The organism is Streptomyces sp. NPDC048521 (assembly GCF_043199855.1).
GTDB lineage: Bacteria > Actinomycetota > Actinomycetes > Streptomycetales > Streptomycetaceae > Streptomyces.
The window spans coordinates 119,258-132,117 of sequence record NZ_JBICWR010000005.1; the positions used below are offsets into that span (position 1 = coordinate 119,258).

The window sequence follows — 12,860 nt, forward strand, 5'->3', positions numbered from 1 at the left end:
TCGGACGCCGGCCTGTTCGTCTCGGCGTCCGCACGGCCCGTCGGCTGGAGTGGCAATCCTGTGGGCCGTCCGTCGCCCCGCTGGCTAACCTGCACGCGTGACGACCGTGTTGACCCTGCTGCCCGAAGTCGCCTGCCGTGGACGGGAGATCACCGCGCCCCGGCTGCGCGGACTGCTGGCGTTGCTCGCGGAGGATCCGCGCACCGGCTGCAGCACCGGGCGGCTGGTGGAGGGTCTGTGGCGGGACGAGCTGCCGGAGCGGCCCGGCAAGGCGGTGCAGATCCTGGTGTCGCGGCTGAGGGCGCAGGTCGGTGCCGAGCTGGTCGTGAGCACGCCGACGGGGTACCGGCTGGCGCTGGACGGGACAGAGGTCGACAGTTCCGCGCTGCTGCTGCACGAGGCGGCGAGCGCCGAGCGTGCGCGGGCGGGGGACCACGCGGGCGCCCTCGCCCGGGCCGAGGCGGGCCTGGCCCTGTGGGACGGGAACGTGGGCGCGGGGACGGGCGAGGACCTGCACGATCCGCTGGTGGCGCTGCGCGCCGACCGGGCCCGGGCACACCGGTCGCTGGTGCGTTCCCGGGCGCTCGCACTCGCCCGGCTCGGACGGCGGGAGGAGGCCGCGGCACCGCTGGCCGGGCTGGCCCGGGAACTGCCGCGGGACGAGGAGGTGCTGGCGGAACTGCTGCGCTGCGAGGCCGCCACCGCGGGCCGGGCCGCGGCGCTGACCCGGTACGACGCCTATCGCCGTGCGCTGCGCGACGAGCTGGGCACCGATCCGGGGCCGGGGCTGCGGGCCGTGCACCAGGAGTTGCTGAGCGCGGATGTGCCGCCGGTCCGCCACGGCGTGCCGCACGAGCCGAACCCGCTGCTGGGGCGGGACGCCGACATCGCCGCCGTGGCCGGTCTGCTGCGCGAGGCCCGGGTGGTCACGGTCGTCGGTCCGGGCGGGCTGGGCAAGACCCGTCTCTCCCACGCGGTGAGCCGGGCGGCCGAGCAGCCGGTGGTGCACTTCGTGCCCCTGGCCGGTGTCACCGCCGACGACGACGTGGCCGATGAGGTGGCCTCGGCCGTCGGCGCCGGGGAGGGCCGGCAGTTCGCCGTCGGCGGGGATGCGGTGAGCGGCATCGTCGCCGCGCTGGGCACGGGGCCGACGCTGCTGGTGCTGGACAACTGCGAGCAGGTGATCGCCGGTGCGGCCGGGCTCGTCCAGGCGCTGGTGTCCCGGTCGAAGGAACTGCGGGTCCTGGCCACCAGCCGGGCCCCGCTGGGGCTGACCTCGGAGTCCGTGTACGCCCTGCCGGAGCTGTCCCCGGCGACCTCGGTCCAGCTCTTCGAGCAGCGGGCGCGGGCGGCCAGGCCCGGTGTGGACCTGCCCACCGACCGGGTGGCCGAGATCTGCCGTCACCTGGACGGACTGCCGCTCGCCGTCGAACTGGCCGCGGCCCGGGTGCGGGTGCTCTCCGTCGCCGACATCTCCCGTCGGCTCCGGGACCGCTTCGCCCTCCTGCGCGGCGGCGCCCGCGACGCACCCGAGCGGCATCGCACGCTGCGGGCGGTGGTCGAGTGGAGCTGGAACCTGCTGGAGCCCGACGGCCGGGCGGCACTGCGCGCCCTGTCCGTGTTCCCCGGCGGTTTCACCGAGGATGCGGCGCAGTACGTGCTCGGCGAGTCCGGGGACGTACTGGATCTGCTGGACCAGCTGGCCGGCCAGTCCCTGATCAAGGTGGGTGACAGCCCGTCCGGGGTGCGCTTCCACATGCTGGAGACGCTGCGGGAGTTCAGCGCCGCCAGGCGCGCCGAGGCCGGTGAGGAGGAGGTGGTGACCGACCGGTTCCTCCTCTGGGCGCGGGACTTCGGCCGTGCCCGTCACGACGTGCTGTTCACCGGCGATCCGCTGCCCACCTGGAACCGTGTCCGGGCCGAGCAGGACAACCTCGTCCTGGCCCTGCGGTACGCGCTGGCCCGCGCCGACGGGCCCACCACCGCCGCCGTCACCGCCGTACTGGCCTCCTTGTGGGCCACCGACTCCAACTACGCCCGGCTCGCCGCGCTCGCCGCCGAGACCGGCGGGCCGCTGTCCCGCTTCCGGCCCGGACCCGGGAACCCCGAGGACGTGGAGCCGGCCCGCAGCGCGGCGGCCGTCTGCGCGGCCGCCCTCTTCATGGGCCACGGCGCGCACGCCGTCCGCCAGGTGGTCACACTGCGCCGGCTGCCGCCCGCTCCGCCGGACACGCTGCTGCGGGCGCTGGCCGTCGTGCTGTGTGCCGTCCCGGACATGCGCCCGCCGCAGTACGCGCGGCTGCGGGAGCTGTGCGACGCCGAGGAGCCCCTGCTGGCGGGCGTGGCGGCGTGCGTCGCCAGTTACGTCTGGGACTCCGCGCACGAGACGGAGCGCGCGCTGGAGTACGCCCGCCGGATGCTCACCGCGCTGGAGCCGCTCGGCAACCCGGCCCTGCACCTGCTCAGTCACGGACGGATCAGCGAGCTGTGCCTGCGGTCGGAGCGGGGCGCGGAGGCGTACGACCATCTGCGGACCGCGCTGAGCGCGCTCGGTGAGTTCGGCGACTGGTCGGACTCGATCGGCGTCCGCTGGGGGCTGGTGCTGGCCTGTCTCCAGCGCGGGGAGTTCGACGAGGCGGAGTACTGGCTGGGACTCGCCGCCCTGGACCGACCGCAGGAGTCCGCCCGGATCTTCTCCCCCGACCTGCCGGCCCGGGCGGAGATCGCGCTGGCGCGTGGGCTGACCGAGGTCGGACTGGGATTGTGGCGCCGGGCGGTGGAGCGGATACGGGAGGACAGCCTGTCGTATGCCGGCGATCCGTTCGTGGATCCGTGGTCGCTGGAGGTGCAGTCGGCCGCGCTGGCGGCGCACGCGCGGCACGGCCGGCTGGAGCCGGTGGCCGGGCTGGCCGGGCAGCTGCGGGAACGGCTGACCGGGATGCTGTCCGGCTCCCGCGGTGCCGGTCCCCCGGCCGAACTCCCGCTGTACGGGACGGTGTTGCTGGCACTCGGGCTCGCCGGGCTGGCCGGTGGCGACACGGCGGCCGTACGGCTGGTGGCGCTGGCCGAGCGGATGCCGCTGGTGCGGGAGTTCCCCTCCCTGTCCTCGGCCCGGTCCCGGCAGGCGGCCGAGAACGCCGACAGGGCGGCGTACGCCGACGCGAGGTCGAGGTACGCCGCCCTGGGGCGGGACGAGCTGCGGGCGGCGGCCCTGCGCGAGCTGACCGGCGCGGCCGGCGGTTGAACCGCAGGAGCCGGCTGGTGGCTCGCGGCCGCAGCGGGCGCACTCACCGCCGCGGCGTGTCACCGCCGCGGCTCGCGGTCGAACCGCGCCTTGGACCACAGGTAGCCCACCAGGGTCAGGCCCACGCACCAGGCGACGGCCAGCACCGCGTTCGTCGTGCCGATCTCACTGCCCAGCAGCAGTCCGCGCAGCGTCTCGATGAAGGGTGAGAACGGCTGGTACTCGGCGAACCAGCGGAACCAGCCCGGCATGGCGTCCACCGGCACGAACGCGCTGGACAGGAACGGCAGCATCACCAGGGGCGTCCCGGTGTTGCTGGCGCCCTCGGGGTTGGGGCTCACCAGGCCGATGCCGACCGCGATCCAGGTCAGCGCCAGGCTGACGAGCGCCATCAGTCCGGCCGCCGCGATCCACTCCACCGGCGTCGCGTCCGGCCGGAAACCGATGGCCAGTCCGATGCCCAGGACGAGCACCAGAGCCATCAGCGTCTTGATCACGCTGCCGATCACGTGACCGATCAGCACGGAGGCGCGGGAGATCGCCATGGTGCGGAACCGGGCCATGATGCCCTCGGTCATGTCGGTGGCCACCGACACGGCGGTGCCGAGCGAGGTCATGGCCACGGTAAGGAAGAGGATGCCGGGGACCAGGTAGGCGACGTAGTCGGCACGGTTCGCGTGTCCGCCGTTGATGCCGGCGCTCATCACGTCGCCGAAGACGTAGACGAAGAGCAGCAGCAGGATGACCGGGGTGAGCAGGAGGTTCAGGGTGAGGGAGGGGTAGCGGCGCGCGTGCAGCAGGTTGCGCCGCAGCATGGTCAGGTTGTCACGGACAGCGTGGCCGGCGGTGCTCATCGGACGGTCTCCTTGTCGGCGGGCTGAGCGGGTACGGGGCTGCCGGTCAGGGCGAAGAACACGTCGTCCAGGTCCGGGGTGTGCACGGACAGCTCGTCGGCCTCGATGCCGGCGGCGTCGAGCCAGTCGAGGATGGCGCGCAGCTCGCGCTGGCTTCCGTCGCTGGGGATCTGCAGGGTGAGCGCGTCATCGTCCCGTGTGGTCTCGCGCAGCGCGGTCGCCGCCCGCTCGTACGTCACCGGGTCGGAGAAGCGCAGCCGCACATGGCCGCCGGGGACGAGCCGCTTGAGTTCCCCGGCGCTGCCCTCGGCGACGATCCGGCCGCCGTTGAGCACCGCGATGCGGTCGGCCAGTTGGTCGGCCTCCTCCAGGTACTGGGTGGTGAGGAAGACGGTCGTACCGCCGGAGACCAGCTCGCGGATGATCTGCCACATCGTGTGCCGGGAGCGGGGGTCGAGGCCGGTGGTCGGCTCGTCGAGGAAGATGATCCGCGGGCTGCCGACCAGGGTCATGGCGATGTCGAGGCGGCGCTTCATGCCGCCGGAGTAGGTGGAGGCGGGCTTCTTGGCGGCCTCGGCCAGGTCGAAGCGCTCCAGCAGCCCGGCGGTCACCCGCCGGCCCTCGGCACGGGAGAGGTGGTGCAGGTCGGCCATCAGCAGCATGTTCTCCGCGCCGGTGATCAGGCCGTCCACGGCGGAGAACTGGCCGGTGACACCGATGGCGGCCCGGACCGCCTGTGCCTCGGTGGCGAGGTCGTGCCCGGCGATCCGCGCCCGGCCGCCGTCGGCGCAGATCAGCGTGGAGAGGATGCTGACCGCCGTGGTCTTGCCCGCGCCGTTCGGCCCGAGCAGGGAGTAGATCGTGCCGGCGGGTACCTGGATGTCGATGCCGTCGAGGACGGTCCTGTCCCCGTAGGACTTGCGCAGCCCGGTGGCCGCGATCGCGAGTTCCTGTTCCGTCGTCATGCCGCAGAGCGTGCGGCCCGGGCGGTTCACTGTGGCATCAGCCCGGTTTCAACTCGCCGGACAGGGCCGCGGAGTGCTGAAACCCGCAGGCCGGCGGCGCTCAGCCCAGGCGGTGGTCCCGTGTGACGGAGGCGATCACGGCGCAGAGGGCGGTGGTCACGACGAGGCTTCCCGCCATGACCAGCCCGACGCCGATCACGAAGAGGCCGCTGGCGTCGTCCGACCAGTCGGCGTAGGCGGCCGTGGTCAGGCCGGCCGTGGTGCCGAGCACGGCGCCCGCGCAGTGACGCCGGGACGCCGCCCAGTACACCGGCGCCAGCAGCGTCAGCACCAGCCCGATCACCTGCCAGGCCGCGTACGGGCCGGTCGTCGAACCGTCGGGGTGTACGTCACGCTGCTGGTCCCAGCCCAGCCAGGCCGCCCACCCCGCCATCGCCACGACAGCCGGCGCGAGGACGGACAGCAACTGCGAAAAGTGTCTTCTCGGTTCTCGGCGCATGCCTCCAGCGTTCCGGCTCGTCCGGGCACCGGCCAGAGCACGGGTACTCAGGTCCACCCGAGTACCTCCGCCCTGGTCCGCCGGGGGCCGCTCGGGTCCGGGGATCTAGGCTGCTCGTTGGAGGACCGCTTGGTCTGCGCGGGGTGCGGAGATCCGTCCGCGCGGTCTGTGGTGTCGTGGAGTCATGGTGGAGTCATGAGGGAAGTCCCGTTGAACTTCTGGTCGATCTATCAGCACGGCTTCGCACGCGTCGCCGCGTGCACGGGCCACACCGTCATCGCCGACCCGCGTGCCAACGCCGAGGCGGTCCTGCGCCACGGGCGCCGGTGCGCGGACGAGGGCGTCGCCGTCGCCGTCTTCCCCGAACTGTGCCTGTCCGGCTACGCGATCGACGACCTCCTGCTCCAGGACGCGCTGCTCGACGACGTCGAGGCGGCGCTCGCCGACGTGGTGGCCGGCTCCGCGGACCTGCTGCCCGTGCTGGTCGTCGGCGCCCCGCTGCGCCACCGCCAGCAGATCTACAACTGCGCGGTGATCGTGCACCGCGGCCGCGTCCTCGGCGTCGTACCCAAGTCGTACCCGCCGAACTACCGGGAGTTCTACGAGCGCCGGCAGATCGCCGGCGGCGACGCCGAGCGCGGCGGGACGATCCGGATCGGCGACGCGACCGTGCCGTTCGGCGTGGACCTGCTGTTCGAGGCGGCGGACGTCCCCGGCCTCGTGCTGCACGCGGAGGTCTGCGAGGACATGTGGGTCCCGGTGCCGCCGAGCGCCGAGGCGGCCCTGGCCGGCGCGACCGTCCTCGTCAACCTCTCGGGCAGCCCGATCACGGTCGGCCGCGCCGAGGACCGGCGGCTGCTGTGCCGCTCGGCGTCCTCGCGCTGCCTGGCCGCGTACGTCTACGCGGCGGCCGGTCTGGGCGAGTCGACCACCGACCTGTCCTGGGACGGCCAGACCATGATCTACGAGAACGGGGTCCTGCTGGCCGAGACCGACCGCTTCCCGCAGGGCGAGCAGTACGCGGTGGCCGACGTGGACCTCGACCTGCTGCGGCAGGAGCGGCAGCGGATGGGCACGTTCGGCGAGAACCGCCGTACCCACGCCGCACGGACCGGGGATTTCCGGACGGTGTCCTTCGAGCTGGAGCCGCCCGCCACCGACCTCGGGCTGCGCCGCCGCGTCGAGCGTCTGCCGTTCGTGCCCGCCGACCCCGACCGGCTCGCCCTGGACTGCTACGAGGCCTACAACATCCAGGTCGCCGGGCTGCAGCAGCGGCTGGCGGCGATCGGCGGCCCGAAGGTGGTCATCGGGGTGTCCGGCGGGCTGGACTCCACGCACGCGCTGATCGTCGCCGCCCGGGCGATGGACCGCGCCGGCCGGCCGCGCAGCGACATCCTGGCCTTCACCCTGCCCGGCTTCGCCACCAGCGACCACACCAAGGACAACGCCCACAAGCTGATGCGCGCGCTCGGCGTCACCGCGGCCGAGCTGGACATCACGCCGACCGCCCGGCTGATGCTCGAGGAGATCGGCCACCCGTTCGCCGCCGGCGAGCCGGTGTACGACATCACCTTCGAGAACGTGCAGGCCGGTCTGCGCACCGACTACCTGTTCCGGCTGGCCAACCAGCGCGGCGGCATCGTGCTCGGCACCGGCGACCTGTCGGAGCTGGCGCTCGGCTGGTCGACGTACGGCGTCGGCGACCAGATGAGCCACTACAACGTCAACTCCGGCGTGCCGAAGACACTGATCCAGCACCTGATCCGCTGGGTCGTCAGCAGTGGCCAGTTCGACGAGGAGACCGGCCGGATCCTGGCCGCGATCCTGGACACGGAGATCAGCCCGGAGCTGGTGCCGGGCGAGGAGATGCAGTCCACCGAGTCCAAGATCGGACCGTACGCGCTGCACGACTTCACCCTCTTCCACGTGCTCCGCTACGGCTTCAGGCCCTCGAAGATCGCCTTCCTGGCCTGGCACGCCTGGCACGACCCGGACGCCGGCGCCTGGCCGCCGGGCTTCCCGGAGGCCAAGCGGGTGGCGTACGACCTGGCGGAGATCCGGCACTGGCTGGAGGTGTTCTGCCGTCGCTTCTTCGCGTTCTCGCAGTTCAAGCGCTCCGCCATGCCGAACGGGCCGAAGGTCTCGGCCGGCGGTTCGCTGTCGCCGCGCGGTGACTGGCGGGCCCCGTCCGACGGCAACGCCCACGCCTGGCTGCGTGACCTCGAGCGGTTCGACCTCGACGACGCGGCCACGGGTCGATACACCTAGCCGCCGGTTTGCTCACGTCCTCGCGGGTCGCAGCGCACGGAGGACGCGCGCGAGGTCGTCGGGGGCGGCGGCGAGACGCACCGGAGTGCCGGCGTCGTCGAGTTCGGCGATGTGCCAGCCGCGCGGGACGGTGTCGCCGTCGCCGGCCCGGGCGCGCCGCACGGTCGTCACGGTGAGCCGCTCCACCGGGATGCGTCGGGCCGCGAACCGGCCGGGGCCGGGGTGCGGTGTCACCGCGGGCCCGTCGTCCCCGAGGACGATGTGGGTGCCGAAGCCGTGCGGGTTGTAGTCGGTGGGCTCCAGGAAGCGGGCCGGCACGAACACCTCCCCGTCATCGTCATCGCCGAGCCGGGGTGCCACGGACTCTTCGGGCAGGCGGATCCGCGTGGCCCGCCAGGCCAGGGCGAACAGGGCCACGGTGACCAGCGACCCGGCGGACAGCCACGTGAGGGACTCCGCGGAACCGAGCAGGGTCGTGGGGTGGCGGTAGCAGAGCGGCAGCAGCCACGCCCCGGTACCGGCGAGCGCCCCCGCGTACGGCAGCGCCGACGGCAGGACCTCGTCGGCGGGCCGCCGGCGCCCGCGCAGCCGCAGCAGCACCTGCGCGCCGGGACAGCCCGCGGCCAGGGCGAGCACGGCCGCGGTGACGGCCACGCTCCCGCCGGTGGGGACGTGCTCGTGCCAGACGTAGCGCACTCCGGCGACCTTCATCACCTCGCCGCGCCAGAAGGTCAGTCGCACCCGGTCACCGGCTTCGAACGCCCCGGCGGCCTCGGACGACACCTCCAGCTTCGCCGTCGGCCGGCCACCGGCGAAGTACAGCAGGCTGCGCTGCCTGGGCGGGCGGGGATCGGTGCGCGCGATCACGGCCGGGACGGTCCTCAGACAGTCGTCGGGCCCGGTCGCGGGCGCCCCGGCCGGGCAGGGGGCCGCCGTCCGCCACGCCCGCTCGTACGCCGTGGCGTCCGGTACGAAGGACACGGCCAGTGCCGCCGCCGCGAGCAGCAGCGCGCCGAGGACCGGCCAACCCGCCCACCCGCCGCGGCGGACGGCTTCCTGGGTGTTCATGCGCGCGATTGTCCCGCCGGACGCGCGGCCGTTCTTGTGCCGAGTCCGGCAATCCCGCAGGGCGTTGCGCTGCCGTGTCCCGACGTCGGCGCGCTCAGGTGTTCCAGGTCTCGTCGTACGGGTCGTGCGGTACCGGGACCGGGCGGGCCGTCGTGACCCTCAGGTACGGGATGGGACCGTCGTTGACCGGGTCATGGGTCAGGCGGGGGCTGTACGTGCCCGTCACCTCCAGCCAGGCGTCCGGGCGGAGGACCGGGGGCAGCGCGCCGGACAGCGCGATCTTCACCGGCTGGGCGTCCGCGGCACAGCAGTTGAGGGCCATACGGACCAGGTAGGGCGTGCCCGCGCGGTCCAGGGCGAGGAAACCGGTGACGCGGACGTGGCGGCCGTGCAGGGAGCGGCCGTGGTCGTAGGCGGCGCGGGAGGCGTAGTCGACCACGGAGAGCGGGACCGGGTCCCCGGCGGGCAGCGGGCCGTAGGCGTACGGCTTCTGCAGCGCCGTACCGGAGCGCACCGCGCTGTAGGAGCCGAGAGCCGGCGGGGCGATCAGGATGAGCGCGAGCAGGGGCAGCAACAGCAGCCACGCCACACGGGGTTCGGGGTGGGTGTGACCGGCGGCCTCGCGGCCGGCTCCGGGGTGGGCACGGCCCGCGTCGGCCGCCTTGCCGCGCTTGCGTTCGTACCAGGCCGTCGCCAGCGCCGCCGCGATCAGGACCGCGCCCGAGGCCAGCAGCAGCGGGCGCAGGCCCGCCTTGACGTAGCGCAGGTACAGGTCGGTGGCGCCCGCGTGCAGCAGGGCGGCGCCGAGCAGGAACATGACGGCCGCCTGGGCCTGGCGGTTCACAGCAGCACCGCACCGGTCAGTACGGCGCCCACGACGGCCAGCGCGAACGTGGCGGGCGCGAAGCGGAGCGCGAAGGCACGGCCGAAGGTGCCGGCCTGCATCGCGAAGAGCTTGAGGTCGATCATCGGGCCCACCACCAGGAACACCAGCTTGGCCGTCGGGGAGAACTGGGTGAGGGAGGCCGCGACGAACGCGTCCGCCTCCGAGCAGATCGACAGCACGACGGCCAGGACGGCGAGGGCGAGGATGGAGAACAGGGGGCTGTCGGCGGCCGTGCGCAGCCAGGTCGCCGGGGCCGCCGCCTTCAGCGTGGCCGCTGCCGTCGCGCCGAGCACCAGGAAGCCGCCGGCGTGCAGGGTGTCGTGGCGGACCGAGTTCCAGAACGTCTCGCCCCTGGTCGCGCCCTCGTGCGCGCCGTGGGCCGGCGGGCGCAGCCAGTCCGTGCGGCCCAGCCGCTGCCACAGCCAGCCCATCGCGCACGCCACCAGCAGGCTCGCCAGGAACCGGGCCAGGACCATCTCCGGGTCACGGGGGAAGGCGACGGCGGTGGCGGTCAGCACGATCGGGTTGATCGCGGGCGCGGAGAGCAGGAAGGCCAGCGCGGCGGCGGGCGTCACGCCCCGGCGGACCAGGGCGCCCGCCACCGGCACCGACGCGCACTCGCAGCCCGGCAGCACCGCCCCGGCGACCGAGGCCACGGGCACGGCCAGGGCCGGGCGGCGCGGGAGGGCACGCGCGAAGAAGGACGCGGGGACGAACACCGCGATCGCCGCCGAGAGCAGCACACCGAGGACCAGGAAGGGCAGCGCCTGCACGGTCACCGCCACGAACACCGTCATCCAGCTCTGCATCGGCGGGGAGCCGAGGGCCCCGCGGATCGGGGACTGGGCGAGCACCGCCAGAACCAGCGCCAGGGTCAGCACCAGCGGCGAGCTGAACCGCCGGCCGTCCGTCCCCGGCCGTTCGCCGCGGGAACGCGCCGGGGCCGGGGCCTCGGCGCCGGGCGGGGCGTCTTCGGTGATGACCACGGGCGGATACCTCCGGCTGGTTCTCTCCCTCCCCCTCAGTACGCGGGTTCCGGCGTGGGTGTTCAGACCGCCGCTGGAACCACCCTTCTGCTGGGGCAGTCTTTCCCCTTGTGGCGAGCGTTCCCTATCAAGGGGCTCCCGGGGCCCCGCCGGCGCACATGGTGGTGTGCGGTGACGACGGGCTCGCGCACCGGCTGGCCGCCGAGTTGCGCGGAGTCTACGGCGAGCAGGTCACCCTCGTGGTACCGCCGGACGAGCGGACGGCCAGACCCCCCGTGGTCGGACGGGCCCGGGCCGCGTCGGCGGCGGCGCTGTTCGACCGGGTGGTCAGCGCCGCGGTCGGCTCCGTCGGCCGCGGCGGCAACGGGCCCGCCTCCGGCACGGGCGGCACACCGGGCCAACGCCCGGACCCCGAGGGGGTGCTGGAGGCAGCACAGCTCACCGAGGCCGTGTTCGCCGAGGCCGGGGTGGAGCGGGCTGCCGCGCTGGCCCTCGTGTACGACGACGACGAGACCAACATCCGGGCCGCGCTGATCGCCCGCCGGCTCAATCCCCGGCTGCGGCTCGTGCTGCGGCTCTACAACCGGCGGTTGGGCCAGCACATCGAGGAACTCCTCGACCAGGTGGCCAGGTTGGCCGGTGGGGACGGCGCCGACGGGGGCGCCGACGCCTCCACGACCGTGCTGTCCGACGCCGACACCGCCGCGCCCGCGCTGGCCGCCACCGCCGTCGCCGGCACCAGCAAGGTCGTCCAGACCGATGGACTGCTGCTGCGGGCCGTGGAGCGACCGCTGCGGGGGGACGGGTCGGGCGCCGGGCCCGGGCTGTGCACCCTCGCGCTGCTCTCCGCCGCCGGGACCGACCCCGCCGGTGACGGCTCGGAGGGCAGCGGGGAGCAGGAGCCGCGGCTGCTCCCGGACGACGAGGAGGTGCGGCGAGCCGGCGGGCGGCCGGCCGTGGTGCTGGAACAGGTGTCGTCCGCGGGCGGACCGGAGTCGGCCGCACCCGGCCGCGGAGTGGGGGGCGTACCCTCGCTCGCCTCGCTGTTCTCCCGGCGGCTGCGATGGTCGCTGGCCGGGCTCGTGGGCTGCGTGGTCGCGCTCGCCGTCGCGCTGTGGGTGGTGACCGACATCCACCCGCTGCGGGCCTTCTATCTCACGCTGCTGGACATGTTCGCGATCGACGACCCGGCCATCGGGGAGTCCCTCGGCCGGCAGATCCTCCAACTCCTGTCCGGCCTGGTCGGGTTGCTGCTGCTGCCCGTCCTGCTGGCGGCCGTCCTCGAGGCGCTGGGCACCTTCCGGACGGCCTCAGCGCTGCGCAAACCGCCGCGTGGACTCGGCGGGCACGTGGTGCTGCTCGGGCTCGGGAAGATCGGCACCCGGGTGCTGACCCGGCTGCGGGAACTGGGCGTTCCCGTGGTGTGCGTGGAGTCCGACCCGGAGGCGCGGGGACTTGCGACCGCGCGCCGGCTGCGGGTGCCGGTGGTCCTCGGGGACGTCACCCAGGAGGGCGTGCTGGAGTCCGCGAAAGTCCACCGGGCGCATGCGCTGCTCGCGGTGACCAGTGCCGACACCACCAACCTGGAGGCCGTCCTCTACGCCCGGACCGTCCGGCCCGACCTGCGCGTGGTGCTCCGGCTGTACGACGACGACTTCGCCACGGCCGTGTACCGGACGCTGCGGGCCGCGCATCCACAGGCCTCCACGCGGAGCCGGAGCGTGTCGCACCTGGCCGCGCCGGCTTTCGCGGGGGCGATGCTGGGGCGCCAGGTGCTGGGGGCGATTCCCGTGGAGCGGCGGGTGCTGCTGTTCGCCGCGGTCGAGGTGGCCGGGCATCCGGAGCTGGAGGGGCGAACCGTGGCGGGGGCGTTCCGGGCCGGGGCGTGGCGGGTGCTGGCGTTGGAGGGGAAGGCTTCGGTGCCCGGTGATCATGTGCTGAGCCAGGGGGACCGGGTCGTGGTGGCCGCCACGCGCCGGGGGCTGGCCGAGCTGGGCTGAGAGAACCGGCGGGACGTCGGCGGGCGTCCCGCACACGCGCGACGCCCGCCCCTACTCGCCGGTGGACCCGGCCGGAGAGGGGCCGGAGAG

9 protein-coding genes are annotated in these 12,860 nt (G+C 74.2%); 3 read left to right on the forward strand and 6 right to left on the reverse strand.

The annotated features are described in order from the left end of the window. The first annotated feature begins 97 nt into the window (after nucleotides 1-97). Nucleotides 98-3,244, forward strand: a complete 3,147-nt coding sequence (locus ACGFRF_RS14185; RefSeq protein ID WP_393739566.1) for an ATP-binding protein — start codon at nucleotides 98-100, stop codon at nucleotides 3,242-3,244. Between the two features lie 59 nt (nucleotides 3,245-3,303). Here ACGFRF_RS14185 and ACGFRF_RS14190 read toward each other — a convergent pair whose 3' ends face one another. The 3 genes from ACGFRF_RS14190 to ACGFRF_RS14200 all read right to left on the reverse strand — a co-directional run bounded on the left by ACGFRF_RS14190 (nucleotide 3,304) and on the right by ACGFRF_RS14200 (nucleotide 5,562). Further along, nucleotides 3,304-4,098, reverse strand: coding sequence for an ABC transporter permease (locus ACGFRF_RS14190; RefSeq protein WP_393739568.1), 795 nt, complete (start codon nucleotides 4,096-4,098; stop codon nucleotides 3,304-3,306). After that, the gene (locus ACGFRF_RS14195; RefSeq protein WP_393739570.1) at nucleotides 4,095-5,063 is read right to left on the reverse strand and encodes an ATP-binding cassette domain-containing protein; all 969 of its coding nucleotides are present in this window, start codon (nucleotides 5,061-5,063) and stop codon (nucleotides 4,095-4,097) included. Before ACGFRF_RS14195 ends, ACGFRF_RS14190 begins: the two co-directional genes overlap by 4 nt. Nucleotides 5,064-5,163: 100 nt before the next feature. Next, nucleotides 5,164-5,562 carry a hypothetical protein gene (locus ACGFRF_RS14200; protein WP_393739572.1) on the reverse strand — a complete coding sequence of 133 codons (399 nt, stop codon included), beginning with the start codon at nucleotides 5,560-5,562 and terminating at the stop codon, nucleotides 5,164-5,166. 195 nt (nucleotides 5,563-5,757) lie between these two features. On the opposite strand from ACGFRF_RS14200, the gene ACGFRF_RS14205 reads away from it, so the two are divergent. Continuing rightward, nucleotides 5,758-7,830: an NAD(+) synthase gene (locus tag ACGFRF_RS14205; protein ID WP_393739574.1), complete on the forward strand. Its 2,073-nt coding sequence runs from the start codon at nucleotides 5,758-5,760 to the stop codon at nucleotides 7,828-7,830. 12 nt (nucleotides 7,831-7,842) lie between these two features. Here ACGFRF_RS14205 and ACGFRF_RS14210 read toward each other — a convergent pair whose 3' ends face one another. The 3 genes from ACGFRF_RS14210 to ACGFRF_RS14220 all read right to left on the reverse strand — a co-directional run bounded on the left by ACGFRF_RS14210 (nucleotide 7,843) and on the right by ACGFRF_RS14220 (nucleotide 10,770). Continuing rightward, nucleotides 7,843-8,898 carry a PH domain-containing protein gene (locus ACGFRF_RS14210; RefSeq protein ID WP_393739576.1) on the reverse strand — a complete coding sequence of 352 codons (1,056 nt, stop codon included), beginning with the start codon at nucleotides 8,896-8,898 and terminating at the stop codon, nucleotides 7,843-7,845. Nucleotides 8,899-8,992: 94 nt separating this feature from the next. Continuing rightward, nucleotides 8,993-9,742, reverse strand: coding sequence for a TIGR03943 family putative permease subunit (locus ACGFRF_RS14215; protein ID WP_393739578.1), 750 nt, complete (start codon nucleotides 9,740-9,742; stop codon nucleotides 8,993-8,995). Then, entirely contained in the window at nucleotides 9,739-10,770 is a 1,032-nt protein-coding gene (locus ACGFRF_RS14220; RefSeq protein ID WP_393739580.1) for a permease, read from the reverse strand. Before ACGFRF_RS14220 ends, ACGFRF_RS14215 begins: the two co-directional genes overlap by 4 nt. 158 nt (nucleotides 10,771-10,928) lie before the next feature. On the opposite strand from ACGFRF_RS14220, the gene ACGFRF_RS14225 reads away from it, so the two are divergent. Beyond that, nucleotides 10,929-12,770 carry an NAD-binding protein gene (locus ACGFRF_RS14225; protein ID WP_393740138.1) on the forward strand — a complete coding sequence of 614 codons (1,842 nt, stop codon included), beginning with the start codon at nucleotides 10,929-10,931 and terminating at the stop codon, nucleotides 12,768-12,770. The last annotated feature ends 90 nt before the right edge of the window (nucleotides 12,771-12,860 follow it).